Source organism: Ureibacillus aquaedulcis (genome assembly GCF_030418165.1).
Lineage (GTDB): Bacteria > Bacillota > Bacilli > Bacillales_A > Planococcaceae > Ureibacillus > Ureibacillus aquaedulcis.
In genome coordinates this window covers 91278-117583 of record NZ_JAUHTQ010000007.1, presented here as the reverse complement: position 1 = coordinate 117583, position 26306 = coordinate 91278, and the positions used below count along the sequence as shown (strand labels likewise).

The 26306-nt window shown below is 38.6% G+C and carries 24 protein-coding genes; 12 read left to right on the top strand and 12 right to left on the bottom strand.

The genetic code is table 11. The features are described from left to right. Positions 1-103 precede the first annotated feature (103 nt). The 4 genes from QYB95_RS11095 to QYB95_RS11080 all read right to left on the bottom strand — a co-directional run bounded on the left by QYB95_RS11095 (position 104) and on the right by QYB95_RS11080 (position 2567). A complete protein-coding gene (locus QYB95_RS11095; RefSeq protein WP_301138394.1) occupies positions 104-295 on the bottom strand; it encodes an H-type small acid-soluble spore protein in 192 nt (63 codons plus the stop codon). Between the two features lie 13 nt (positions 296-308). Next, positions 309-470 (bottom strand): hypothetical protein, encoded by a 162-nt coding sequence (locus QYB95_RS11090; protein WP_301138393.1) that lies wholly within the window; start codon positions 468-470, stop codon positions 309-311. A gap of 117 nt (positions 471-587) precedes the next feature. Further along, the gene (locus tag QYB95_RS11085; protein WP_301138392.1) at positions 588-1208 is read right to left on the bottom strand and encodes a hypothetical protein; all 621 of its coding nucleotides are present in this window, start codon (positions 1206-1208) and stop codon (positions 588-590) included. 168 nt (positions 1209-1376) lie between these two features. Continuing rightward, the gene (locus tag QYB95_RS11080) at positions 1377-2567 is read right to left on the bottom strand and encodes a M14 family metallopeptidase (RefSeq protein ID WP_301138391.1); all 1191 of its coding nucleotides are present in this window, start codon (positions 2565-2567) and stop codon (positions 1377-1379) included. 256 nt (positions 2568-2823) lie between these two features. Between QYB95_RS11080 and QYB95_RS11075 the strand changes: the two genes are divergently transcribed. Then, positions 2824-3774, top strand: coding sequence for a sensor domain-containing diguanylate cyclase (locus tag QYB95_RS11075; RefSeq protein WP_301138390.1), 951 nt, complete (start codon positions 2824-2826; stop codon positions 3772-3774). A gap of 46 nt (positions 3775-3820) precedes the next feature. On the opposite strand, the gene QYB95_RS11070 is transcribed toward QYB95_RS11075, so the two are convergent. From QYB95_RS11070 to QYB95_RS11060, 3 genes are all read right to left on the bottom strand, one after another. Next, complete coding sequence (locus tag QYB95_RS11070; RefSeq protein ID WP_301138389.1) at positions 3821-5248, bottom strand: LysM peptidoglycan-binding domain-containing protein; 1428 nt, start codon at positions 5246-5248, stop codon at positions 3821-3823. Positions 5249-5370: 122 nt separating this feature from the next. Next, positions 5371-6135: a peptidoglycan editing factor PgeF gene (pgeF, locus tag QYB95_RS11065; protein ID WP_301138388.1), complete on the bottom strand. Its 765-nt coding sequence runs from the start codon at positions 6133-6135 to the stop codon at positions 5371-5373. A gap of 662 nt (positions 6136-6797) precedes the next feature. Then, positions 6798-9890, bottom strand: coding sequence for an efflux RND transporter permease subunit (locus QYB95_RS11060; RefSeq protein ID WP_301138387.1), 3093 nt, complete (start codon positions 9888-9890; stop codon positions 6798-6800). 119 nt (positions 9891-10009) lie between these two features. Here QYB95_RS11060 and QYB95_RS11055 point away from each other — a divergent pair, with 119 nt between their 5' ends. Continuing rightward, entirely contained in the window at positions 10010-10825 is an 816-nt protein-coding gene (locus QYB95_RS11055) for a TetR/AcrR family transcriptional regulator (RefSeq protein WP_301138386.1), read from the top strand. A gap of 39 nt (positions 10826-10864) precedes the next feature. Here QYB95_RS11055 and bcaP read toward each other — a convergent pair whose 3' ends face one another. Further along, positions 10865-12250 carry a branched-chain amino acid transporter BcaP gene (bcaP, locus tag QYB95_RS11050; protein WP_301138385.1) on the bottom strand — a complete coding sequence of 462 codons (1386 nt, stop codon included), beginning with the start codon at positions 12248-12250 and terminating at the stop codon, positions 10865-10867. Between the two features lie 197 nt (positions 12251-12447). On the opposite strand from bcaP, the gene tatC reads away from it, so the two are divergent. The 3 genes from tatC to chrA all read left to right on the top strand — a co-directional run bounded on the left by tatC (position 12448) and on the right by chrA (position 14805). Beyond that, positions 12448-13206: a twin-arginine translocase subunit TatC gene (gene tatC, locus QYB95_RS11045; protein ID WP_301138384.1), complete on the top strand. Its 759-nt coding sequence runs from the start codon at positions 12448-12450 to the stop codon at positions 13204-13206. Positions 13207-13241: 35 nt separating this feature from the next. After that, positions 13242-13448, top strand: a complete 207-nt coding sequence (gene tatA, locus QYB95_RS11040) for a twin-arginine translocase TatA/TatE family subunit (protein WP_425609196.1) — start codon at positions 13242-13244, stop codon at positions 13446-13448. A 163-nt stretch (positions 13449-13611) separates the two neighbouring features. Further along, entirely contained in the window at positions 13612-14805 is a 1194-nt protein-coding gene (chrA, locus tag QYB95_RS11035) for a chromate efflux transporter (RefSeq protein WP_301138383.1), read from the top strand. A 54-nt stretch (positions 14806-14859) separates the two neighbouring features. Here chrA and QYB95_RS11030 read toward each other — a convergent pair whose 3' ends face one another. The 3 genes from QYB95_RS11030 to psiE form a co-directional block, all read right to left on the bottom strand. Continuing rightward, positions 14860-15987: a M20 metallopeptidase family protein gene (locus QYB95_RS11030; protein WP_301138382.1), complete on the bottom strand. Its 1128-nt coding sequence runs from the start codon at positions 15985-15987 to the stop codon at positions 14860-14862. A 211-nt stretch (positions 15988-16198) separates the two neighbouring features. Continuing rightward, positions 16199-17446 carry a PLL family lectin gene (locus tag QYB95_RS11025; RefSeq protein WP_301138381.1) on the bottom strand — a complete coding sequence of 416 codons (1248 nt, stop codon included), beginning with the start codon at positions 17444-17446 and terminating at the stop codon, positions 16199-16201. Positions 17447-17573: 127 nt separating this feature from the next. Further along, a complete protein-coding gene (psiE, locus tag QYB95_RS11020) occupies positions 17574-18023 on the bottom strand; it encodes a phosphate-starvation-inducible protein PsiE (protein WP_301138380.1) in 450 nt (149 codons plus the stop codon). Between the two features lie 171 nt (positions 18024-18194). Between psiE and QYB95_RS11015 the strand changes: the two genes are divergently transcribed. From QYB95_RS11015 to QYB95_RS10985, 7 genes are all read left to right on the top strand, one after another. After that, positions 18195-19427, top strand: coding sequence for an ATP-binding protein (locus QYB95_RS11015; protein WP_301138379.1), 1233 nt, complete (start codon positions 18195-18197; stop codon positions 19425-19427). A gap of 13 nt (positions 19428-19440) precedes the next feature. Further along, positions 19441-20109, top strand: a complete 669-nt coding sequence (locus tag QYB95_RS11010; protein WP_301138378.1) for a YdeI/OmpD-associated family protein — start codon at positions 19441-19443, stop codon at positions 20107-20109. A gap of 306 nt (positions 20110-20415) precedes the next feature. Beyond that, positions 20416-21630: an ABC transporter substrate-binding protein gene (locus tag QYB95_RS11005; protein ID WP_301138377.1), complete on the top strand. Its 1215-nt coding sequence runs from the start codon at positions 20416-20418 to the stop codon at positions 21628-21630. Positions 21631-21745: 115 nt separating this feature from the next. Then, on the top strand, positions 21746-22621 hold the full coding sequence (locus QYB95_RS11000) for a branched-chain amino acid ABC transporter permease (protein ID WP_301138376.1): 876 nt from the start codon (positions 21746-21748) through the stop codon (positions 22619-22621). A 12-nt stretch (positions 22622-22633) separates the two neighbouring features. Then, positions 22634-23572: a branched-chain amino acid ABC transporter permease gene (locus tag QYB95_RS10995; protein ID WP_301138375.1), complete on the top strand. Its 939-nt coding sequence runs from the start codon at positions 22634-22636 to the stop codon at positions 23570-23572. Beyond that, on the top strand, positions 23569-24348 hold the full coding sequence (locus QYB95_RS10990) for an ABC transporter ATP-binding protein (RefSeq protein WP_301138374.1): 780 nt from the start codon (positions 23569-23571) through the stop codon (positions 24346-24348). Before QYB95_RS10995 ends, QYB95_RS10990 begins: the two co-directional genes overlap by 4 nt. After that, entirely contained in the window at positions 24348-25055 is a 708-nt protein-coding gene (locus tag QYB95_RS10985; RefSeq protein WP_301138373.1) for an ABC transporter ATP-binding protein, read from the top strand. Before QYB95_RS10990 ends, QYB95_RS10985 begins: the two co-directional genes overlap by 1 nt. Before the next feature lie 380 nt (positions 25056-25435). Here QYB95_RS10985 and rluF read toward each other — a convergent pair whose 3' ends face one another. Beyond that, the gene (gene rluF / locus QYB95_RS10980) at positions 25436-26140 is read right to left on the bottom strand and encodes a 23S rRNA pseudouridine(2604) synthase RluF (RefSeq protein WP_301138372.1); all 705 of its coding nucleotides are present in this window, start codon (positions 26138-26140) and stop codon (positions 25436-25438) included. Between the last annotated feature and the right edge of the window lie 166 nt (positions 26141-26306).

Here is a 26306-nt window from a genome sequence, read left to right as displayed (position 1 = left end):
GACGAAACCTATTTGGGTAAGTGCTTAACAAATCGTATGTATAAAAAACTCAATGTATGTAAAAATCCCAATGGAAGATTTCCAGTGGGATTGAAGGTTTAGATTATTGAGTAAGATATTCTTCTTTTAGTTCTGAAATAGCCACTTCGGAACGTTCTTCATGAGCGTGTCTTAAGTGTACTGTAGCAGTTTTGCCATCCTCATGTACTTTATCGATCCAAATAGAAACACCGTTATAGCTTACTTCATACTCTTTTGGTGAGGCAAAGATTTCTTGTGCACGATTGTATTCCAAAGAGAGCACCTCCTTATTTTTGGTTATTCTTTGCTTTTTGGGCTAATTGATGAAGATGATTTAATTCTTGAGCAATTTCCTCCCGCATTTCACCGGGAGCAATTTTTGCATTTTTGGGTGTTTGTGGCAGGGATTGCTTGTTAGTGCCTTTGCTTTTGCTATCGTCTCTTCCCACAAGGCTCATTCCTTTCCATTAGAATTCTTATTTAATATGGCTTCTGGTTGATTTTTTTATCAAAAAAAATGCGATTTTCGCCAAATTAGCGCAATCGCAGAGTTTTTTGTTCATTTATTATTGCAAGCTTACGCCTGTTTCAACCGAAATTGCCTCCACCTCATATAACCAATCACGAAGTAATGCCCTTGCTTTATCGAGGCCTTGATTTGCCTCTGTCACCTTATCCATATCTTGCTCCTCTAATGCAGAAAGCATTAATGTAAAGCTATTGTATTGAATATTGGCAGCATCAATATATAATTCATGAAGCTCTCTAATTCGTTCATTTTGGGGCATGATGGACTCCAACTCTACAACAAATTCACGATAACTAGGAACAATTTCATCGAATAGTGTATTGTATAGAACTTCATCGTTTGTATAATTAGTGCCGGTAACACCATCGTACAGGCCAATAATTCGGTCTTCTTCCGGTGCCAATAAGATAATCTCATCTATATAGAGTGTAAAGTCTTCTGCTAAGTTTGTTCCTGAATCAGTAGTCGTTGTATCAGTTTCAGTTTTAGTAATAGTTTCAGTTTCTGATTTTGTTTCTGTTTTTTTATCAGTTGAAGGAGATTCCTCCTTAACAACCGATTCCTCTGGTGTTGTCTCTTCTTTTTTAGAATCATTGTCACTGCAACCGACTAAAAAGACAAAAGCGGCAAGTGAAAGAAAAAGCGACAGTTTTTTCATGGTTCTCCTATCCTCCAACAGATATTTGAAAAATACGTTGGATTTTGTTTTTAAAAATCGCATTCTTTATAGGATATTCAAAAACAAAAAAAGTGTGATTCTTGTTTAAAAGACCCTGTTTAGAAGACGTAAAAATGCCAGAGACTTAAAACATCTCCGGCATAACTGTTACATATACAAACCAGCTAGGAAAATACCTAAGGCTTCCTCATAGATTTCATCAAATTGGCTTAAAGGAAGTGGATTTTGTCCTGAACCAAGCTCTACAGTAAATCCAGGTCTACGCCAATCCTGGATAAACCAATCCTTATAGCCAGCGTAGCTTTCAAGGGTTTTGACCGGTTGGTATCCACTCACTCTGGCAAATTCATTCACAATTGTTTCCGATTCGGGCGGCTCCAAGTTTTCATAGCCCCAATAGATGACCTCTCCTTGGGTGTGGAAGGCAAGGACACGGGCATAATCTCTTCTTCTTGTTAATTCGGCTAAAGCAATTGCTTCGGGTTGAGTCAATGGAGCTTCTCCACCATAATCCCTTGGGCCAGGTGTTTTTGGATTGCGTGCTCTTTCAGCTTCCCAGTTTGCAGGGAATTGATCATTTAAATCAACACCATTTATATTCGCTTTCCAATTAGAAAAATCCGTATTCCCATTATTCCATTCTATAACTTGATCTCGCCAAGGTGCATTTTGAGGAGCTCCGTTAATCACTAAATCAACCCCATCTGGATTGACCATAGGAACAACTGACAACACGGTTTGAAGATAGTATGGGAAAGTAGATAATCCTCGTATAGAACTTTGATTTGTAAGTGATAGGAGATAATCGTTTAGAAAAGTCATAAGAATAGGTGCAGTTATCCATTCATTTGCATGAAAGGCAGCATTATAGTGGACTCTTTTTGAGCCGTTCCCAATTAACAGCTCAGGTATGGTCTTGCCTAATACCGTGTTTCCGATATTCATCATGCGCATAAAGGGATACACAGCAATCAATGTCCATAAATCATTCATCATTGCACTATAATCATAGTTTTGTTTCCCATTGACTAAACGTGCAGTTACTCTTCGCGGAATCCGAATGTTTTGCCCGACTTGCAAGAAATTGGCGTTCACATTTGGGTTAACCAGGAAGAGGCTTTCTACAGGTAAATTGTTTCTTCGAGCAATCAACCATAATGAGTCGCCGCTCTGGACTTGATAATTCGCAGTGATATAGCCGGGTACTCTTAATCTTTGACCTATAGACAAAAATTGCGGGTCTATATTTCGGTTGGAATCGATAATTAATCGAAGCGGTATTGAAAACAGTTGACTTAAATACCAAAAAGAAGTGCCAGGCCTTACATAAACGTCCAACGTACTCCTCCTTATTAATTATCCGTAAATGTGCTTATAAAATTATATGACTAATTAACTTGTTTATGTTTGAGATAATTTTGAAGAATATCGAAGTTTGCAATTCCTCTTTGTGTCGAAAGGAATTGGTACAAAAGAACGTATAATTTTACCTTTTTTCCTATTACAACAGTGCTAATATAATACTATAATAGAAGGAAGATAAAGGAAGACACCTTTAGAGTTTTTTATAACTAGCAGAAAAGTGGTGTGATTTATGTGGTTTGTTATTCTAGGAGTCATCGTCATACTGATAGCAGTGTGTATGAAACAATATACTCAATTGGCTCAAATCAGACAGCAAGTTGACTACTTAAAACCACTGCTTGATACAGTCGAAAATGTGAAAGATATTGTTTACTATTGCGAAACACCCCAGTTAAAATATCGCTATTTAAGCCCTGCAGTAAATCAGTTTGGACCAAACATTCATGAAGAACATATGAAAGATCCTTATAAAATTTTTGAAATGGTCCATCCGGAGGATTATGAAAAACTAGAAAATAAAGCATTAGGAAAGATGGACTTTAGCAAACCATTAACCATTCGTCTTTTAGATGAAAAGGGGAATTATGTCTGGTTTGAAGAGTATGCAACGCCAGTCTATAAAGAAGGAAAGCTAGTGGCGCTTCAAGGCATCTTCCGAAATATTGATGATAAGATGAAACTGCAGCAGCAATTGGAATATGAGGTATCCCATGATGGATTGACAAATGTCTATAATCGTACTTTTTTTCAAACGAAAATGGGGATCTTTAATAGGGTGAAAGATGTTCCAATGGGTGTTATTATTTGTGACTTGGATCAACTAAAATATATAAATGATCATTATGGACATCAAACAGGAGATCGTTTGATTATTGAAGCAGCCAATATTTTAACGAACTGTGCAAATGAAGAGACCATTATCGCCCGATTGGGAGGGGATGAATTTGCAGTACTTCTGCCTAATTCAACAGAAGAAGAAGTAGAGGCGTTCATCAACAGGGTCATTCAAGGTTTAAATTATCACAATAGCTTTAACGAATCTCTTCAAATCCATATGTCCATTGGGTATTCCTATATACATTCCTCAATTCGAAATATGGAATGCTTATATAGTGAAGCTGATCATCAAATGTATACTGCAAAGAATGCAAAAAAAGTTTTAGCCAAATTAAGAAAATAAACTCTGCCTTTTAGCTTAAGAAGCTACTAGGCAGAATTTTTTTTGTTTATAAGCCTTCCGTTGTGAAGTTCTTTTGAATCTCGAAATTTGAATTTAATAGTGCCCAATTTTGAGGATATGGATAGCCTAAAGCCCAATAACTGATGCCTCTGAGTTTGTACTGTTTGACTAGTTTGAACTTGGCCTGTGCGCTGCGTGCATCTTCAAACCAAACCTCGTGACCTTGGCCTTGCTCATCAACATAACGGAAATAAGGTGACTGGGCAACTTCATCGTATAGGATGGCCGCATTATATTTTGCTGCACGGCGAACAGCCTCTTGAGGGCTGAAGGTTTCTGCCGTAGCCCCTTCAATATGTGGAATCTTCCAATCTCGCGCATAGATTTGGAATCCTAAATAGATTTTGTTCGCAGGCATAACAGAAAGAGCATATTCTACTACACGGCGCATTTGATTTATTGGTGAAATGGCTTGCGGTGATGCACCCCTCCATCCCCATTCATATGTCATAAGCACAACAAAATCAGCAATCCTGCCATGAGCAGCGTAGTCATGGGCAGTATATAATAATCCTTGTTGTGCGCCACTTGTTTTGGGAGCTACAGCAGTAGAAACAAAATACCCTTGTGGATGGAGCCGATCTACAGCCAACTGGAGAAACTGATTATAATTTTCACGATCCCCGGGTTGAACATATTCAAAATCAATATTCAATCCCTTATAACCCTTTTCCTTCATAAGTTGAAGTATATTTGTAAGTAATGTTTCTCTAATTTGAGAGCTAGATAAAACAGCGTGTGCAAGATTTGTTCCTGTCGAGGTAACCGATAAATTTGTAATAGCCAACATTGGGATTACATTTTTGTCGCGTGCCGCAGCAAGCATTGATTCATCCGCAAATGGCTCAAGGGATCCATCTTCTCTAATTAAATAGGCAAAGGGACTTAAAAAAGTTAGTGAACGGCCAATTTCATTTACAGTTGCAGCAGCGTCTTCATCTTTTTGATACGTATAAGCATTTACTTCGATTATTGGCTTTCTTCTAGGAATAGTTAAGGGAGTGCCAGCATAGATAAGATTTGGGTTTGAGAGCTGATTTTCAGTGAGGATCGCTCCGATCGTAGTGCCGTATAGAGATGCGATTTGCCATAAGTTTTGGTCTGGTTGAACGATGTGTATAATTGGCGGTATATAGAGTATGGCGCCTGGATATAAAAGGTTGGGATTCGTAATTGAATTTGCATTTACAATTGCATTTATGGAAACACCATAATTCCTCGCTATCGACCAAAGAGTTTCACCAGCCTGAACAGAGTGCGTAATGCCTGCTGATGGGATGACAAGGGCCTGCCCGGGTAATAATTGATTTATATTAGGTAACTGGTTAACTTGTTGGATGGCATCCATGCTCATATTATATCGACTTGCAATTCGCCAAAGTGTGTCGCCACGGTCGACCACATGTATAAGCAATACATAAGCCTCCTCCATATAGGTTCACTAAAGTACTATATGAACTGCATGCTAGGAAAATTATAAATTTATATGTCTAAATAAAAACATGAACTCGAAAAAAATCGAATTCATGTCTTTTTTTATTTCCCTTTTCTCATGATAAAGCTTAAATGTCTGCCGCTTTTTTTATCTTGTCGATAAGAGAATCCTTCTTCGCTTTTAAAAGTGCACGTTTGGTCAATCAATATATTCTCAGATGGAATACCTGCCAACTCGCATTGTTTCTTCACTGTAAGTTGATTATCGATATGGTATTTATTTGTTTCTTTGTTAAAGTACATAAAATCATCGGCATATCCAAGTGCAGCAAATTTTTCGTAAACATCTGCATCTACTTCAAATTTCTCTTGGCTAAGCGCAGGCCCAAGAATTACTTGAATATCCTTTGGATCACTTTGATTTTCTTCTAGAATTTGCTGAAATACCTTTAATGTAATTTCTTTTACGGTCCCTTGCCACCCCGAATGAATGACTCCTGTTAGACCATTCGTTTCATTATAAAAAATGACGGGAACACAATCTGCAGTAAACGTAGAAAGCAATGTATTGGCTTCAAATGTATAAAGTGCATCTGTATCTGCAATAGCATCATCCGTGGTTTGGGCGCCTCGACCTTTATCGGCCAAAGTCACTTGATGTACGTTGGCACTATGAGTTTGATTTGCACAAACAAAATCTTGAATACCGCAATTTAAAGAGGAAGCAAGTCTTTGACGATTTGCAAGTATACTCAGTGGGTCTTCACATACATGAAGCGCCATATTATTTTGCTCGGGATTTCCGTTATCCTTTAGTGTTGTCCCGGCAATAAACTGATCATTGTCTAAATAGATATTCATGCTCATTCCATCACCCCATATTCATCATAGTATACATCGTTCATTTAAATCAAAAAAACAGAATACTATTTTAGCAAAATGTTTCATGTGAAACAGTAGAGTTGTGTAGAGGTTTTTGCATTTCTAGCTATCTATAAACATACTTATTAAAGTATACCAATCAATTAAAAAGTTATATAGATTCCAATTTATGTTCTTTTAGTGAGCTGTCTAAAACACAAGCCGCAGAGCCAACTTGTTGTCTCAACGACTTGTCTTAGTGCTTTTGTGAAGGCCAGCTCACAGTTATTCATGCTTTCTTAAAGGTTCTTGGATATTACGCAGCTTACGTGGTAGGCTGTGTCTTCGTAAGTAAATAAGTTACTGCATATTACCCGTATTCGGATACAATGAATACATAAATATAAAGTAATCAAAAAAAGGTGCCTCATAATGAGACACCCTCCGCATTTCTTATTGTCCAGGAAATTAAGAAATATTGCTGTGTAGATAACTCTCTGAAATTGTATTTTACATCTAGCTTCAGCGCCCAGCCCCTCGAGGTTGCGGTCTGCCCCTTCCCACGTGTGCAATTTATCTGCATCGAAAGTGAAGCGGCAGATGCAAGCACATTCGTCAGGTACCGAAAGCATCTGTCGAGGCTAAGCAGGGCGCTTACGCTTTTGGTGTTAGTTTTCTTCTATATCTTTACGATTTTTCTTTAACATTTTAGAAAGTAGTTCGTAAACAATTGGTACTATTACTAATGTTAAAAGTGTAGAACTTAATAGACCACCAATAACTGTGATAGCCAGGTCAGCGGACATTAATCCGCCACCTCCGCCAACACCAAGAGCCATTGGCATCATTGCACCGATTGTTGCAATGGCAGTCATCAAGATTGGACGTAAACGAGTAGCACCAGCTTCCAGGATCGCTTCACGCATCGCCATTCCATCACGTTCCATATGAATAATGCGGTCTACCAATACAATTGCATTCGTGACAACGATACCTATTAACATTAATAGTCCCATCATTACTTGAACAGAAATTGTATGGTTTGTAACGAATAAACCGACAAACGCACCGATTACTGTGAACGGTAATGAGAATAGAATAGCAAATGGCGCTAACCCTTCACCAAATGTAACAACAAGGATGAAGTATACAATCAGGATTGCGGCAACCATTGCAACACCCAGTTGAGTAAATGTCTCAGTCATATCTGCTGCAACACCTGCAACTCCGCTTGTTACACCTTTTGGTAAGTCTAGATCCTCGATTTTTTCATCTGCTTCTCCAGTCGCAACAGAAATATCGTCACCAATGATTGTTCCTGAAACTGTAGCGTAGTATTCGCCGGCAGAACGAGATAGAGTATTTAATGTTGTTCCTTCTTCTACTTCTACTAATTCCGACAGTGGCATACTAGTACCAACTGCTGTAGGAATCTCGGTATCCAATAAATCATCTAATGATTCAGGAGCAGCTTTTGCTTCACGCTGAATAATGACTTCCAGTTCATCTCCATCATTTTCAACAGTAGTCAATACTTCATCAGACCCTGTACTTGATAGAGCCATTACAATTTGGCCAGTTGTTAAGCCATATTGAAGGACGTGTTCCTGGGATACTTTAAAGACATTCTCAATGTATGGATCTTCTGCATCGGATGTAATATCTTCGAGACCCTCAACTTCGCTTAGAGCCGTTTCCACTTGATCAACAGCTGTCATTAAATCATCCAGGTCTTCACTGTAAAGTGTATAACTTACTTCATTTGATGACATTGACATCGAACTAAAGTTTTGTGATTTCCATTCGCCAGATTGACCGCTGTTGAAGACATACTCTTCAATTTCTTCTCGTACTTCAGGGAAATTCTTCATATCCGGGTCAAAGATTAGGTACATTAAAGCACCGCCTCCGCCGCCACCCATCATCATTGCTGATGGATCTGCGTTGGATTCATCCGTGATGGATAATTGAAGAACATCAATGTCTTTACGTTTCATTAACTCTTTTTCTACTTCTTCAATATTTGCTTCCGTGTCTTCCGCCAACTCACCTGCTTTGGGAGTATAAGTAAGATACATAACCTTCTCTTCTGCAGAACCCATGAAACTAAATCCAATTAAAGGAGTCAGGGCAAGTGAACCAGCTAAGATTACAATGGCAATGATTGATGTAATCCACTTATGATTTAACGATTTTTCCAGTACACCTTTATACCATAATGCTAGTTTGCCAACTTCTTTATGGACTTTTCCTGTTTTCTCGCCATAAAGCTTTTTACGGAACAAGAAGTGAGAAAGTGCTGGTACGATCGTGATCGCAACAAGTAATGACGCACCTAATGCAAAGGCCATTGTTAAAGCAAACGGCATGAATAGCTCACCAACCATACCACCTACGAATAGAAGCGGTGCAAATACAGCAACTGTTACTAATGTAGAAGATAGGATTGGTTTAAACATTTCGATTGTAGCTTCACGAATCAACGCGCGACCGCGAAGTTTCTCTTCTTTTAAGTGCATACGGCGATAGATGTTTTCTACTACTACGATCGAGTCATCGATAACACGCCCAATCGCAACCGTAATGGCACCCAATGTCATAATATTTAACGTAATATCTAACCAGTTTAATAGCAATAACGCCATAAAGATTGAAACTGGAATAGAGATGATTGAGATAATAGTAGATTTAAAGTCGCGTAAGAATAATAGAATGATCAATACCGCGATTAACCCGCCAAATACTGCTTTTTCAACCATGGAGAAAACCGAATCCTCGATTGGTTTACCTTGGTCCAGCGAGATATCGACAACTAAGCCATCGATATTTTCTTGTTCTTCTATAACTAAGTCTTTCACTGCATTTACGACAGTTACAGTGTTTGCTTCTTGACCTTTTACAATTTGAATTGCGATTGCATCTTTTCCGTTGGTACGTGAAACGGATTGAACCTTGCCAACAGTTTCGATTGTGGCAATATCACCAAGTTTAACAAATGGTGATGGGTTTTCGGCAGTTGGTGTTACAGGGATTAGCATTTCTTTTAACTGATCCACTGTCTTGATGTCTCCATCGACCGATACCGCTTCTTCTCCTTCAACAAACTCATAAAGACCTAATGATAAAGCCATATCACTAGCTTGAACCATTTGCTTCACAGTATCTTCTGTTAGGCCAAGCGATGCCATTTTTGCATCATCAAATGTGAATTCTACTTCTTCAATGTGTTGGCCCGTAATGGTAGCAGAGGCAACACCATCAATTTTCTCGATTTTTGGAAGCAGGATATCTTCAACTGTTGATGTTAAATCAACAATATCTTCTTCAGTACTACTAACTGATAGTGCAACAACCGGCATCATATTCATGCTGATTGCCATAATTGTAGGTGTTTCTACTTCTTCTGGTAATGTAACGCCATCAAGCGCGGATTCTAGTTGTCTTTTTTTCTCATCCATATCAACGCCATACTCATACTCAACCTGAATTTGAGAGACGTTTGATGAGGAACTTGAGTAAACGGCATTTACGTCTTCTAATCCCTCGACCGCTTTTTCCATAGGCATGGATAATTCGTTCATTACCTGTTCGGGAGTAGCGCCTGGGTAGACGCCCATAACGATTAAGTAAGGAATTGAAATGTCAGGAATGGATTCCATCTTCATTCTTGCAGCAGAATAAATACCTGATACAGTAATAATGATTGTTAGCAACCATACAGCCAGTTTATTTTTCAGTACAAAATTTACTAAACCTTTCACTTTTACACCTGCCCTTAAAAATTTGACTCCTATTTTACATTTATTTATACTAATGACTAATTGGTCAGTTGTCAAATGAAAGAGTAGGGGTGTTTTAATTGGTTAAGAGGCAACTCATAATGGAGAAATCATTGGAATTATTCGCTGAAAACGGATTCGAAGCCACATCAGTGCAACAAATAACAGAGCTGTGTGGTATATCAAAGGGAGCTTTTTATTTACATTTCAAGTCAAAGGATGAACTGATCAATAGTTTGATTGACCAGTTTATGACTAGTATTCTCAATGATCTTGAACATGCGGTCAGTGGGGAGAAACCGCGTGAAGAGCTGTTGTACAACTTTATCTATATTTCGCTGGGCGGGTTGCATCAACAATCGAACGTTGCTAAGTTTTTTATGATGGAACAGGTTTTAACCTACAACAAAGACTTTTTTGAAAGAATGCAGAATTACATGAACATGTTCAATAAGATTATTTTATCGATTGTTAAAAGGCAGTTTGACCAAACAAATCCTAATATGTATCTTGATATCGTGTTTACGATAAACGGATTGATAAAAAGCTATTCGGAATTGTTCTTGATTGATAATTATAAAGTAGATCTAAATCTATTATGTAGATCAATTGTTGAAAAAGTTACGCTTATTGCTGAGGGGGCAACAATTCAATTCGTCACGCCAGAGTATTTGACGTATATAAATCAAACGCCCAATTATTCGAAAGAACAATTAATTGAACTAATAACTACTATACAGCAGGAAATTGGTTATGATGAATTAATTGGGGAATCTTTACAATTGTTAAAAGACCATTTACAAGGACCAAAGCTAAGCAGGGCACTTATAGAAGGATTATTGAAGAATATAAAAGAGAACGAACATTGTAAGTGGTGTGCTTATCTTTACCAAAAATACTTGCAGAATAATGAATAAAGAAAGAGTGAGTCCATATTAAATGGGACTCACTCTTTTTTAATGATTCAATTTACTATGGCCTCGTCCATAGATGAGGTAGAGAATGATTCCGACCAGGAACCAAATACCGCAAGCAATCCACGTATGAATTGATAATTGGCTAATCAAAAACAGACAAGCAAAAAACGAGACGATTGGAAGCACCGGGAATAAAGGCACCTTAAAACCGCCAGCAGGTATTTCTTTGTTTTTTCTCAAAAAGATTACGCCAATGGAAACAATCATAAAGGCAAGCAATGTTCCCATATTTACCAACTCAGCGAGCTTGTTTAATGGAATAATTCCGGCAAAAAAGGCTACAGCAATCCCGAAAATCCAAGTATTTAATACTGGCGTTTGATACTTGGGATTTACTTTATATAAAATTTTTGGAAGTAGTCCATCCCGAGCAATCGCAAACAGAAGACGGGATCCACCATATAACATGACAAGAATTACGGTCATCATTCCTGTTACTGCCCCTAATGAAATCACTCCCGCAATCCAGTCCTGGCCAACCAGTTGAATAACAAAGCTCACTGGGTTGCTCACATTTAAATCGGTATAAGGAGCAATACCCGTCATGACTAGAGAGACGATGATATAAAGCAATGTACAGACAAGTAATGAGCCAATAATCCCGATAGGTAAGTTTCTTTGAGGATTTTTCACTTCTTCCGCGGCAGAAGAGACGGCATCAAAGCCTAGGAAAGCAAAGAATACCAATGCAGCACCAGCTAGTACTCCATCAAAGCCAAAAGGCATAAATGGCTGCCAATTGTCGGGTTTTACATAAAATACCCCTACGACGATAAAGAGAACAATCACTCCGACTTTAACAAAAACCATTATTTTATTGATTTTCGCAGATTCTTGCATTCCGCGGGAGAGTAAATAAGATATAGCTAAAACAATCAATATGGCAGGCAAGTTAATGTAGGTTCCGCCGGAAGGATTAAATGGCCCCGACAAACTTTGTGGTATCGTGATATTAAGCCCCTCTAATAATGAAACTAAATAAGATGACCAACCCGTCGCAACTGAGGCAGCAGCTAAACCATATTCCAGTACAAGTGCCCAACCTACCAGCCATGCAATGATTTCACCAAATACAATGTATCCATATGTATAGGCACTTCCCGTAACCGGGATGGCTGAAGAGAACTCAGAATAACACATGCCAGCTAAAGCACAAACAAATGCCGCAATTATAAAAGAAATGACAATAGCTGGCCCGGAATGAGTTGCAGAGACCGTTCCTGGAAGAATGAAAATCCCTGTCCCAACAATCGCACCTACACCAAGCATGATTAAATCAAACGCCCCTAATGTTTGTTTAAGCTGAATGCCTTCCTTTCTTTTTAATAAATCGCCAATCTGTTTTTTTCTAAAAATATTCGACAAATTAAACACCTATTCTTTTTGAATTATGTGAGAAATATTACTATGATTCGATAGTTCGGTCAAATCTTTATTAAATATTTTGACGAATTTGCTCGAAAATATATATATTTTATAACATTTAAATTTAGAATAACTTTTGGTTTTCTGCAGACAATATAAAAAAATAATTGGGCTTTTCAGAAACTAAGGTGATAAAAGTGAAAGAAGAGAATGAATTAACGCTGGTTGAGCATTTGGAAGAATTAAGGAAAAGGGTCATTCTAGTGGCTATAACGTTAGTGCTCTCGCTCATTGTGGGATTTTGGTTTGCACCAAAGACGCTAAATCTTATTAAAGATCAACCTTCGGCACAAGGAGTTGACTGGAATCTATTTGGGTACACAGATGGATTAATGATCTATGTAAAATGTGCACTTATTTTAGCGATTTTGATTACACTTCCCATTGCATTATGGCAGATTTGGTTATTTGTGAAGCCGGGGCTAAATGAAAGAGAGGCAAAGGGAACAATATTTTATATTCCTATATCTTTCTTCTTATTTTTAGTTGGAATTAGTTTTAGTTATTTTATTCTGTTTCCTTTGATGCTTAATTTCCTATCAAACGTAAACCTTTCAATTGGTGCAACCGAAACCTATGGAATTCAGCAATATTTTTCATTGCTCTTTAACCTGACGATTCCAGTAGGGCTGGTTTTTGAGCTGCCGGTTGTTATTCTATTTTTAACAAATGTGGGCATTGTCACACCAGATAAGTTGCGCAAAATGCGGAAAGTAGCCTATTTTATCTTGATCATTGTGGGTGTTTCCATTTCACCGCCGGATTTTATTTCAGATTTTGTGATCATTGTTCCGCTATTGCTGCTATTTGAAATTAGTATTGGCGTTTCCAGTTGGGCACAGAAGAAGAGGAAGGAAAGGGAGCTATCGTACTCTGATAATGGAGAATTAACTTAAGAAAACTTATAAAGAAAAAAAGAGGAGGGCATATCATGGCAAGTATTGGTGTACCGGGTTTAATAATTATTCTTGTCTTGGCATTGATTATTTTCGGACCATCAAAATTACCGCAATTAGGCAGAGCGGTTGGCGATACATTAAGAGAATTTAAAACATCCACAAAAGGTGTAATGGATGATGTAGCAGAGGATTTAAATATAGAAGAAGTAACAGAAACAGATAAGATTAAAAAAGTATAATCCCGTAAAAGAAGGAAGAGAAATGAGTCGTAATGCTTCTTCTTTATTAATTATACAAATTGGATCTATATTAAAGTTTTGTAAAGAATTACCCCCGGTGGCTCTAAATTGATCACTCTTTTGATAAGATTTATGAAAAAAGAGGAGCAAGAAAATTTCAAATATGAAGTCAAACAAAAGGGTAACTTCGCTAAAAACTTTAATTGAAATTTTTAAAGTATCAACCAAATTGGGCCTTACTTCCTTTGGAGGGCCAACAGCACATTTAGGCTATTTCCATGAAGAGTATATTCGCCGGAAGAAGTGGCTGGATGAAAAGACCTATGCAGAGTTAGTGGCGTTATGCCAATTCTTGCCTGGTCCAGCCAGTAGTCAGGTGGGGATTGGCATCGGGGTAATGAGGGGTGGTATTTTAGGTGGCATCATTTCGTTTTTAGGATTTACCATGCCATCTGTCATTGCATTAATTATCTTTGCATTGCTGGTACAAGGTTTGGACGTAAGTGATGCTGGCTGGATTCATGGACTAAAAATTGTGGCCGTTGCGGTAGTAGCCCATGCCATTTTAGGAATGGCCAAAAATTTAACACCGGATTTACCGCGAAAAGCTATTGCTATCTTAGCGATAGCCGTCGTTCTTTTATGGCAAACCTCATTTGCACAAATAGCGATCATTTTATTGGCTGGTTTAGTAGGGTATTTCCTTTTTAAACAAAACAATGAAGGGGAAAATTCCAGCTTCTCATTTCCCATTACAAAGAAAATGGGCGTCCTTTGCATTGCGTTATTTTTCGGTCTATTACTTCTTCTTCCAATGTTAAGGGAGCTTACATCTTCCCATTTAGTGGCGATGTTTGATAGTTTTTATCGAGCCGGTTCCCTTGTATTCGGGGGAGGACATGTAGTGTTGCCATTACTTGAGCGTGAGTTTGTACCGACAAGGCTAATTAGTGAAGAAGCATTTTTGGCTGGGTACGGAGCAACACAGGCAGTACCGGGTCCAATGTTTACCTTTGCAGCGTATCTCGGGGCTGTGATGGATGGATGGCTAGGTGGGTTTCTAGCAACAGTGGCCATCTTTTTACCGGCATTTCTCCTTGTTTTCGGGACATTGCCGTTTTGGAATGCTCTAAGACGAAATGGCAAGATGAAAGGTGCATTCATGGGTATGAATGCAGCTGTAGTAGGAATTTTAATTTCGGCTCTTTATGATCCCATCTTTACCTCCGCTATAATAGAACCAATTGATTTTGTATTTGCCGTTATTCTATTTAGTATGCTGACGTATTGGAAGATGAGTCCGTTGATTGTCGTAATTACGGGGGTTGTTGGTGGAACCCTGATAACGTTATTATAAGAAAGTCCGTTTCAAGGGGAAGTTTCCCTTTAGAAACGGACTTTTACTTTTTATTTATTTAGTACCGGCAATGCCTTTATATACTTCAACGACGGTTTCGATTATTTCATCGGGGAAGTCATAATAGAGTGTGTGAATTCCCGGATGATCCTCTCCACTTCCTACATAGAAAAAGGAACCCTGTACTTGTTTTAAATATTCACCAAAATCTTCTGAAGCCCGGTACGGTTCTGGGAGCTCCTGCCATGGCAACCCTTTATCTTCGCAAACTTTTCTTACAACATCCGAGCATTCCTTCGTGTTAACAGTTTCCGGGAAAATATCATTGTATTTGAAGCTTACTTGAATGCCTTGTTGCTCACTTAGCTGCTTTGCCAAGTTTTCCAGGTTTTTTTGCAGCTGATCCAACTCTGTTTCCTTTTCCGCGCGAATCGTCATTTTCAAAGCCCCCCTGTGAGCAGCAATACCATAGTTTTCAGAACCCACATCAATTTGGATAACTGTGCAAAGGACAAGGCCTTCATTTGTTCTTGAGGAAGTAAATTCGGGTATGGCGTCTATAATTTTTGCAATGGCATATGAAGGATTAATACCTTTTTCCGGTTCACTGGCATGAGAAGGGAAACCAATCATCTCAATGGACATCCCGCGGGATGCAAAATGAGCAGTACCATCAATTACGCTTACTGTTTTTAATGGGATACCGGGCATATTGTGGAAGCCGTATATTTCATCAATTTTTTCCTTTTGAAGAATTTCTCTTGCCTCAATAGCGCCCTGAGCTGTTTCTTCCGCGTGCTGGAAAAGAAAGAAGATATTCTGGTCTGCCCCTTTTTGGTCTACCTCCAGGGCAAAACCAACCAATGAGGAGGAATGGCCGTCATGCCCGCACTTATGGGCAACACCAGGAATGGTTGAACCCCATGGTAGGTCAATTGTCTCCGGGATGGGCAGTGCATCAAAATCCGCACGAAAGGCGATATTCTTTTTTCCCTCTCCAGCTCCTCGGTAAGCTGCATAAAAATATTTTTTCCCTTCATCAACTATTTCAAGGTTGTTTGTATGTTCTTTCAGGAAGTTGATTAATCGTTGTCTCGTCCAAACCTCTTCATAGGATAGTTCTGGATGTGTATGTAATTCGTGTCGTAAGTCGGTAACTAATTGTAGATTTTCTTTTTCCATTAAGATTTCTCCTTTTTAAAGGGTTTGAATGCTTAGCAAATAAACAGAAGTCAAAATTCTCAGTTCCAAGATAACAAATCATATTGATGGAAAATTTAGAAAAGTACTTCCTGTTTTATTATATTACTAAAGTTGGGTAGATTAAATTAAATAAATTTAAATTTGATAAGAAACGTGCAGCCAATCCTTCTTGGCTACACGTTTTTTAATATTATCGTCCTTGATACGTATGAACTAAATCATTATTTTGTCCTCTGGCAAAGACATCTGTACGATTAGGACCCCAAGAAACTGCTGCGGGAGCACTTGTTAAATTGCCTCCTATTGATTCCCAGCTGTCCCATCTAGATCCATTCCAAGAGCGTTTATACAGACGGTTTCCAGTTCCTCTTACAAAGACGTCAAGCTGATTTGGGCGACGGGATGAAGCTGTCGGAGCACTTGTTAGGGTACCGCCCAGGCTTTCCCAATCACTCCAGTTGCCCCCGCTCCACCATTTGTGTATTAAATCGTTGTTTTGCCCCCTAGCAAAAACATCAATTCGGTTAGGACCCCACGAAATCGCTGCAGGTTCGGAGTTCAGGTTGCCGCCAAGATCTTCCCACTCTTCCCAACTAGTTCCGTTCCATGTTCTCTTATAAAGTCGATTTCCTGATCCTCTAACAAAGACATCCAATTGGTTAGAGCGACGTGAAGAAACACCAGGGCCGCTTGTTAATGTGCCACCGAGACTTTCCCAATCGCTCCAGCGACTACCGTCCCACCATTTATGGTAAAGGGCATTATCGGTTCCGCGGACAAAAACATCGATGCGATTAGGCCCCCAAGAAACAGCCCCAGGCGGGGAAGTTAAAACGCCTCCAAGGTTTTCCCAGTTGCTCCAGCGGCTACCATCCCACCAAATATGGTATAGTGCATTATCCGTTCCTCTGGCAAAGACATCTAAGCGATTTGTACTCCAGGATGAAACAGTGGGTGCCCCAATAAGTGCGCCACCAAGACTTTCCCAATCAGCCCACCCCTGACCAGGGCTTGGAGCTGGGCCTGGTCCCGGTTGACTACCTCGAAGCAGGTTTAGAGTAATCTCAATAACTCTGGTTAAGACTCGATCAATCGTATTTAATGGAACATTTAAAGAGCGAACGAAAAGGTTAAACCATGGTGTTTCCCTCTGAAACTGTGAATAGATCTGACCGGCAGGCCTGTTAAGATTCGCTTGATTTCTAGTGAAGTTCACGACATAAAAAAAGAGTGATTCGATCAGTTGCCGGTTTAATCCGGCTTGTTCCAGCTGAGTGTACAGATTGCTGTGCTGTCTGCGTATCGTTTGCATAAGCGATTGAACGCTTGGCTTTTGTTGCGGATTTCGCTGAACGTATTGCAGTTCTGCTGGACTATAAGGTGCATACGTATTCACAGGCACATACTGCACGTAATAATAGGGATAGCCATTATACATGGGACTTAAAATCCTCCGTTTTTTCCAATAGTGTATGCACCGAGGGAAAAATGTGGGAACAGGGACTTTTGGAAAATATTATGATTGGTGACATTGAATGCATTGGGAGAGGGACCACATACAAATCTTAATTTTCGTGATTTTTACTAAAAAGCTGGGAACGTTTTGGTCTTTCAAGGGGAGTAATATTAATAATAAAATAACAAATGATTAAAATTAATATAACAAGTGTAAAAATTAATGTGTCCAGGGGATGCTCATGTTCCACGATAATCAATCGTACCATGGCAGTGATGCCGATATAGAGAAAGTATCTGAGAGGGAAATGATAGTCGTCTTTAAAGTATTTTACAATCATCGTTATAAATTCGAAGTATAAAAAAAAGAGAAGTATATTAGCAAGAATAAGCGTATAATCGTTACTACTCCCTGTTAGAAGTATCTTGAAGAATTCGAGTATTTCTTTCAGCAGAAGGAACGATAGAATGAAAGCCAACATAATCAAACAACTGTTCAAAAACCATTGCAACGCAGTGGGGAAAAACTTTATGGCTATTTTCCACTGGGCTTTATTCACCGTACCATACCTCCCTAAATCATTTTCACTAATGAATTTAATGATATGAAGCAAGATGCATCATGATGATTGGTAAAAGGTGTTTGTAGTAAATATTGTTAAAAGGTACAATTAATGGGTAATAAGAGAGTTAATTAGTTAGGATAAAAGAAGGGTTAGAATGGGTTGCTTATGGAAAATATTGTAACAAAATTATATGCAAAAAGATATTACATGATTATCTATCTATTGATTGTCATTATGGTTTCGGGATTATTTTATAAGAATCCACTTCACGGAGAAGGACATATTGGATACTATCTCCATATTTTGTTTGTAGTTTTATTTGCTGCTTGCTTACTGATCTATCCCAAATATCGATCGGGTATTCTGCGATGGTTTATTGTCTTCATAGCTACTTTGCTTTTTTATACATTATTTCTAGTATATCCAGAAACCGGGTCGACCATTTTATTGATCTATTTTATACCGACTATATCCATTATATTCTTTGATAAAAAGTTATTCTATACCTCTATTATTTTAAATCAGGTACTAATAATAGGAACAATTGCTTACATTATTAGCAGCGGTAAAGAAAGTCTTTATCCTAATGTAACAAGCGATACTACAGGGAATATAATCACTTTTATCGGAAGCCAGATATTCCTATATTTCATTTTTTACTATACATCCGAGCGTATAGCGAAAATGAAACTTTATTATGAACAAGTAAAGCATGCAGAACGATTGAAAACAACAGGAGAGCTGGCGGCTGCGGTAGCGCATGAAATCCGTAATCCTTTAACGGTAGTTAAGGGATACTTACAGCTTTATGAGCAAGATAAATCAGTAAGTAATTCTATGAAGCAAAGTCTGCCTCTATTAATAGAAGAACTCGATAGCGCGGAGCAGGTAATTTCTGAGTTACTATCATTATCGCAACCAACAAAAAATCTCAAAACAGAGCGAGTAGATCTGCAGAAATCGATAAACAGTGTGGCAGAATTGCTGCAATCCTATGGGCTCTTAAATAACAATAAAATTGAAGTGGCTATTGAAGCTGGTAGTTATATTGAAATAAACAAAATGGAGCTGCATCAATTACTGGTGAACATAGTGAAAAATGCGATAGAAGCTTCAAGTGCTGGAGGCAAAATAATTATCACAGCCAAAAAAACTAAAGAAGAGTATGTTGAAATAAAGGTGCAGGATAGTGGAATCGGAATGTCGGAAGAGGAACTGGAGCTAATTGGGAAGCCTTTTTATTCCTTGAAAAGTAAAGGTACTGGTTTAGGTGTGATGATCTGTAATAATATAGTAGAAAAGTATAATGGATCAATTCAGTATACGAGTTTAAAAGGAAAAGGAACTACCGTAGCGGTTCGATTTCCATCCGTGAAATCGAGGGATAGAAGCTTATAGGAGGACGAAAAATTTGCCTAGTATTGCAGAAAAGCTCAAATTGCACAAATATAAAGAAGTTGCCTTGCTTGAACTTCCAGACAGCCCGAATTATTTTGAAGAATTAACGGATTATGATACCTCGCTGGTTGACTCAAAATCCTATGATTTAATCTTTGCTTTTGTATTGAATATGGAGTCTTTGCAGTCAATCATTCGAAAAATTATTGAGGGGAATTATTTGAAAACGAAAGGCTACATCTATTTAGCTTACCCCAAAAAAGGAAATAAAGTGTATTCATCGTATATTCACCGTGATGATTTACTTGCGGGGCTAGATGCAAAAGAGGATGGTTATATCAGTGGAAGCACGATTAAGTTTGCTCGCATGGTTGCCTTGGATGATGTGTTCACTGTAGTAGGGCTGAAGGAAGAGTCTAAATCGAAAAATACCAAATCCGCAAAAGCCAGTCAATGTGTAGATGACTATATAGGGATGATTCCTGAAATTGAGAGTGACTTACAGGATGCTCCGGATATTTTAGCGTTTTATCAATCGTTGACTCCAGGATATCGAAAAGATTGGGCCCGTTATGTTTATAGTGCAAAACAAGAAGCAACAAAAGAAAAACGTCGAAAAGAAATGAAAAACATCCTGAGCCAAGGATATAAAAACCGCGATTTATACCTTCAAAAAAAGTAAAACAGTGAAACTGACTTGAGATTATACCATTTCAAGTCAGTTTTTTCTTTGAAAAAACTATGAATAATCAATAACCTTTCTAATCACTTTTAAGACTTTTTTATAAAAAATCTAAATTTACTAAAAAATCACACTAGACTAAATAGAGAGAATGTTTTACAATCATAAAGTCAATTAATACAAAAGAGCTATTTTTATAGATTTTAATTTCAGAATATTTAGATTACCTATTGATGTTCATTAGTCTGAATATTATAATTATTAAAACTTATGATTCTAGGCAACAAATTTTGGGGGGAAACAAAAATGACAGAGAAAAAAACATTGAAGAGATTTGCATCAGTATTTTTAGCATCATCATTAATCGTAGGAGCTTTAGCAGGTTGTAGTTCCAATGAAGGAACGTCTTCAACTGGCGGCAGTTCTTCCTCAGCCGGTGAAAGCAGCGATGTTATTAAAATCGGTGCAAACTTAGAACTTTCAGGTGCAGTTGCATCATACGGTTCATCAATTAAAGACGGTGCAGAATTAGCTATTGAGGAAATTAACGCTGCTGGCGGAATCGATGGAAAACAAATCGAATTTGTTCCAGTTGATAATAAATCAGAAAGTGCAGAAGCAACGAATGCGGCGATCAAGCTTGCAACCCAGGATAAAGTTACGGCGATGATCGCACCAGCGACATCTGGTAACGCAATTGCAACAGCCCAAATTGCAAATCAATATAAAATCCCGACGGTTACAGCTTCTGGAACAGCTCCAAACGTAACAGAAAATGAAGATGGGACAATCAATGATTTTGTATTCCGTACTTGTTTCATTGATCCATTCCAAGGGATTGTTGCAGCAAACTTTGCATCAAACGAACTTGAAGCGAAAAATGTAGCAATCTATGCAGATAATGCTTCTGACTATGCAAAAGGATTAGCGGCTTCATTTAAAGAACAAATTGAGGCAAATGGTGGAACGGTAGTAGCTGAAGAGGCTTATGTAGCGGATGATACAGACTTTAAATCAACTTTAACTCGTATCAAATCAGCAAATCCAGATTTCATCTTCATTCCTGGATACTATGAAGAAGTAGGGTTAATTGTAAAACAAGCACGTGAATTAGGCATTGAAGCACCTCTAATGGGTGCTGATGGTTGGGATTCTCCAACTCTAGTAGAACTTGCAGGTGCAGAAGCACTTAATAACACATTCATCACAAATCACTATTCTTCTGAAGATCCAGAAGAAACAATTCAAGGTTTCGTTGAAGCATTCAACGCAAAATTCAGCGAGTCACCAAATGCTTTCCACGCACTTGGCTATGACACAGTATTCTTCATCAAAGATGCGATTGAACGTGCAGGTTCTACAGATGGCGAAGCAATTCAAAAAGCTCTAGCAGAAACAGAAAACTTAAGTTTAATTACAGGTACATTCTCAGTTGACGAAAAACACAACCCAGTTAAATCCGCAACAGTTCTAGAATATGTAGACGGTGTTCAAGAGTTCAACTCTAAGGTTAATCCATAAGATTATCATTTAAGCGAATTGAACAAATGAGGGGGGCGAGTCTAGCCTCCCTTTTTACAATTTTAATATTTTAATGATTTGATTAATAAAATTAAGAGAAAAGGAGTGAGAGCTCATGGAATGGATACAACAACTAGTCAACGGTATATCTCTTGGAAGTATCTACGCATTAATTGCATTGGGATATACAATGGTATACGGAATCATTAAGTTGATTAACTTTGCCCATGGTGACGTATTTATGTTAGGAGCATTTATTGGGTTTTACGCGATTGCAAGATGGGAAATTGGATTCTTCCCGGCACTTATTATTGCCATGGCGCTTTGTGCCATTATTGGAGTAGTAATTGAACGTGTGGCTTATAAAAGATTGCGAAATGCAACACGTATCGCAGCTCTGATTACTGCGATTGGGGTTTCATTATTAATCGAAAATGTAGTGATCTACTTCCGAGGTGCTTCACCCGAAGCATATCCTGAAGTTCTACCAGAAACATCAATCAACATTTTGGGTGTCAATATTAGCTCGATATCGATTTTAATTTTAGCTGTAACGATTGTTCTGATGATTCTTTTGCAATTTATTGTTCATAAAACAAAAATCGGAAAAGCGATGCGTGCAGTATCACTTGATCCGGATGCAGCCCGTTTAATGGGGATCAATGTAGATAATACCATTTCTGCAACATTTGCAATTGGTTCTGCCTTGGCAGGAGCTGCCGGTGTAATCTTCGGTGTTTATTATACGAGAATAGAACCATTAATGGGGGTTCTACCTGGGTTAAAGGCATTTATCGCAGCGGTGTTTGGCGGTATTGGCAGTATTCCGGGAGCGATGGTTGGAGGCCTATCATTAGGTGTCGTTGAAACCGTTGTAAGTGCACTAGGTTTCTCTTTATGGAGAGATGCTGCTGCATTCGTTATTTTAATTTTAATCTTAATCTTGAAACCATCGGGTATATTCGGGAAAAATACTCGAGAGAAAGTGTAGGTGAGGTGATAAATGAAAAAGTCTAAAGCCTTTTGGGTATTTTCTGTTTTAGCGCTAGTAATCTATGCGGTTGTTCAAGGGTTAATTTCAGTTGGAATACTAGATTTATATTATCAAAATATTTTGGTGCAAATGTGTATTAACATTATGCTTGCTGTCAGTTTACATATAATTATCGGAATTACGGGGCAATTCTCGATAGGACATGCTGGTTTTATGGCAGTTGGTGCCTATTTCAGTGCAATTGCGACTATGAAATTAGGTTTGCCGCTTCCTGTTGGATTATTAATAGGCGCAGGGGTAGCAGCTTTAGCTGGTTTACTGGTAGGAATTCCGACATTACGTCTTAAAGGGGACTACCTAGCGATTGCAACTCTTGGGTTTGCTGAGATCATCCGTATAATCTTCCTAAATGTAGATTATGTTGGTGGAGCAGCGGGTATGGTCATCACCAATATGACGACATGGACTTATGCATTCGTAAGTGTTGTGATAACAATCCTTGTAATCGCCAATTTTACAAATTCAAGACATGGCCGTGCAGCGATTTCCATACGTGAAGATGAAATCGCGTCTGATGCGATGGGTATTAATACGACTTATTATAAAGTTGTAGCTTTTGCTATCGGTTCATTATTTGCAGGACTTGCGGGCGGAATTTTCGCACACAACTTCTTCATTATTCAACCGACAACTTTTGGCTTCTTGAAGTCTTTTGATATTTTAATCTATGTTGTTCTAGGTGGTTTAGGAAGCCTTTCGGGAGCTGCTATTGCCGCAATCTTTTTAACGATTGTCTCTTCCTATCTGGCAGAGTATCCTGAAACTCGTATGATTATCTACTCACTGGTATTAATCATCGTGATGCTTTATCGTCCATCAGGTTTAATGGGCACAAAGGAAATTACGTCATTATTTAAATTTGGAAAAAAAGGAGGTAGTCAAAAATGACAGGTAACCTTCTTATTAATGTAGAAAATGTCGGCATCCAGTTCGGGGGCTTAAAAGCGGTTCAAAATGTAAACATGTTCTTGAATCAAGGGGAACTAGTAGGGTTAATCGGTCCAAACGGAGCGGGTAAGACAACAACATTCAATATGTTGACGGGTGTTTACCAACCAACTTTTGGGACAATTACCTTCGATGGCAAAAATTTGAAAGGTCTAAAGCCGTATCAAGTGACAAAGCTTGGAATGAGTCGTACATTCCAGAATATTCGTTTATTCAAGGATCTATCGGTATTGGATAATGTTAAGGTAGCCAACCACAATATCGCAAAACATTCGATTATTTCCTCCATTTTCAGATTGCCAAGTCATTTTAGCGGTGAAGCCAAAATGGAACAGGAATCAATAGAATTCTTAAAGATCTTTGGACTAGATGTTTATAAAGATGAATTAGCAAAAAATCTACCATACGGGATGCAAAGACGCTTGGAAATTGCACGTGCTCTTGCAGCGAAACCACAGTTATTGTTGCTTGATGAACCTGCTGCTGGTATGAATCCACAAGAGACACATGATTTAATGGAGTTAATTGCCTTTATTCGTAAGGAATTTAATTTAACGATTTTATTGATCGAGCATGATATGCATCTGGTTATGGGAATCTGTGAACGTATCTATGTACTCGACCACGGCCAATTAATTGCTGATGGGACGCCGGAAGAAATTCGAAACAATCCAAAGGTAATTGAAGCCTACCTTGGTGAGGAGGTTGTTGATTAATGCTAAAAGTAGATAACATCGATGTATTTTACGGAAACATTCATGCATTAAAAGATGTCTCCCTGGAAGTGAATGAAGGTGAAATTGTTACATTAATCGGGGCAAATGGAGCTGGGAAATCAACACTTTTAAAAACATTATCCGGTTTATTAAAGCCTAAAAAAGGTGTCGTTTTGTATCAATCACAACAAATTGGCGGAAAACCTGCACAGGCGATCGTGAAAAATGGTATTTCGCACGTACCAGAAGGTAGACGCGTATTTTCGACTATGTCTGTTGAGGAAAACCTGGAACTAGGGGCGTATTTACGTAATGATCGCGAGGGAATCAAAAAGGATATGGCAAATGTCTATGAGTTGTTCCCGATATTAGGGGAACGACGTAAACAGCCATCAGGAACATTGTCAGGCGGGGAGCAGCAAATGTTGGCGATGGGTCGCGCGCTTATGGCAAAACCCAAGCTGCTATTATTGGACGAACCATCCATGGGGTTGGCTCCATTAATCGTAAAGAAAATCTTTGAGATTATAAAAATGGTAAATGAACAAGGAACGACCGTGTTGCTTGTCGAGCAGAATGCCAATATGGCACTGTCGATCGCGAATCGTGCTTATGTAATCGAAACCGGCAAGATTGTACTTTCCGGTACAGCGAAAGAACTGCAGGAAAGTGAACAAGTGAAAGCAGCCTACCTCGGAGGCTTATAAAAAAAGGGAAGCTATAATGGCTTCCTTTTTTGTGCTTACCTTTTAGATTGTAGATAATGAACAATGAAGAACTTTCTTCAGTTATATCCAGAAAGTTATTCAGTTATAGAACCCGCAGCCTACTATATAAGCTGCGCACTCTATAAGGAACCTTCTAGAAACAAATGCTTTTGTGAGCGGGCCTTATCATAAGCCGGGGACAAAAGCGCAACGTCCTGTTGCATTGTCCCCATGACCAACTTCGTGTTGGCCTCAAAGACAAGTAGTAGAGACACTGCAAGGTGGCTCTGCGGCTTGTGTGCTTAGAGCGCTCACATAAGAAAAACTATATTAGAATCTTTATTAGTAAGACTATATTAATGAATTGGACTAAGTTTAAATCAGTTCTTTGGCTGATAATTCAATAGTGTAAATAATTCTTTTTTCTCTTTGTCGGTTAAGTCTCGCCACTGACCTACTTTTAGATTCCCAAGGTGGATATTCATAATTCGAATGCGCTGCAATCTTTTTACAGAGTAGTCAAGAGCTGAACACATGCGTCGGATTTGACGGTTCAATCCTTGCTCCAGAATAATTTTAAATACATGGGAGGATACTTTTTCCACCTTGCAAGGCAGGGTTTTTGTATCCAGTATCTCCACACCCGAAGCCATTTTCTTCAAAAATTGATCCGTAATTGGGCGATCCACCTGGACCACGTATTCTTTTTCATGGTGGTTTTCGGCACGCAGGATTTCATTTACGATATCCCCATCGTTTGTCAAAAGCAGCAGCCCTTCTGACTCTTTATCGAGGCGCCCGATATGAAAGATTCTTTTGGAATGCCCAACAAAATCAACAACATTCCCTTTCACATGCTGTTCCGTCGTACTTGTTATGCCAACTGGTTTATTTAGAGCAATATAGACCAGCTCTTCTTCTTTTTGTACTGGTTTGCCATCTACACAAACCACATCCCCTTCATTCACTTGGCTCCCGATGGAAGCAAGCTCGCCATTAATCGTAATTCGACCTGCTTCAATCCATTTATCCGCACCACGGCGGGAAGTAACACCCGTCTCACTTAAAAATTTATTAATTCGCATAAATTCTCCTATAACTTTGTAGTAAGTCAAGTATACAATATCTATTTTCATTGGCTCTACTATTGTTAACGACATTCGGCAGAAACATTCCTAGCGGATTCTCTTTCAAGCCTTATTTGAGTTTCTACTAGGTTATCGTATTTGTCGAAAAGTTTTCTTCAAAAAC

What these genes read in the sequence shown, in the direction of transcription:
- QYB95_RS11085 (WP_301138392.1), bottom strand. Translation starts at nt 1,208, where the DNA reads ATGAAAAAACTGTCGCTTTTTCTTTCACTTGCCGCTTTTGTCTTTTTA.
- QYB95_RS11075 (WP_301138390.1), top strand. Translation starts at nt 2,824, where the DNA reads ATGTGGTTTGTTATTCTAGGAGTCATCGTCATACTGATAGCAGTGTGT.
- pgeF (WP_301138388.1), bottom strand. Translation starts at nt 6,135, where the DNA reads ATGAGCATGAATATCTATTTAGACAATGATCAGTTTATTGCCGGGACA.
- QYB95_RS11055 (WP_301138386.1), top strand. Translation starts at nt 10,010, where the DNA reads ATGGAGAAATCATTGGAATTATTCGCTGAAAACGGATTCGAAGCCACA.
- tatA (WP_425609196.1), top strand. Translation starts at nt 13,242, where the DNA reads ATGGCAAGTATTGGTGTACCGGGTTTAATAATTATTCTTGTCTTGGCA.
- chrA (WP_301138383.1), top strand. Translation starts at nt 13,612, where the DNA reads ATGAAGTCAAACAAAAGGGTAACTTCGCTAAAAACTTTAATTGAAATT.
- QYB95_RS11030 (WP_301138382.1), bottom strand. Translation starts at nt 15,987, where the DNA reads ATGGAAAAAGAAAATCTACAATTAGTTACCGACTTACGACACGAATTA.
- QYB95_RS11025 (WP_301138381.1), bottom strand. Translation starts at nt 17,446, where the DNA reads ATGTATAATGGCTATCCCTATTATTACGTGCAGTATGTGCCTGTGAAT.
- QYB95_RS11015 (WP_301138379.1), top strand. Translation starts at nt 18,195, where the DNA reads ATGGAAAATATTGTAACAAAATTATATGCAAAAAGATATTACATGATT.
- QYB95_RS11005 (WP_301138377.1), top strand. Translation starts at nt 20,416, where the DNA reads ATGACAGAGAAAAAAACATTGAAGAGATTTGCATCAGTATTTTTAGCA.
- QYB95_RS11000 (WP_301138376.1), top strand. Translation starts at nt 21,746, where the DNA reads ATGGAATGGATACAACAACTAGTCAACGGTATATCTCTTGGAAGTATC.
- QYB95_RS10995 (WP_301138375.1), top strand. Translation starts at nt 22,634, where the DNA reads ATGAAAAAGTCTAAAGCCTTTTGGGTATTTTCTGTTTTAGCGCTAGTA.
- QYB95_RS10990 (WP_301138374.1), top strand. Translation starts at nt 23,569, where the DNA reads ATGACAGGTAACCTTCTTATTAATGTAGAAAATGTCGGCATCCAGTTC.
- QYB95_RS10985 (WP_301138373.1), top strand. Translation starts at nt 24,348, where the DNA reads ATGCTAAAAGTAGATAACATCGATGTATTTTACGGAAACATTCATGCA.
- rluF (WP_301138372.1), bottom strand. Translation starts at nt 26,140, where the DNA reads ATGCGAATTAATAAATTTTTAAGTGAGACGGGTGTTACTTCCCGCCGT.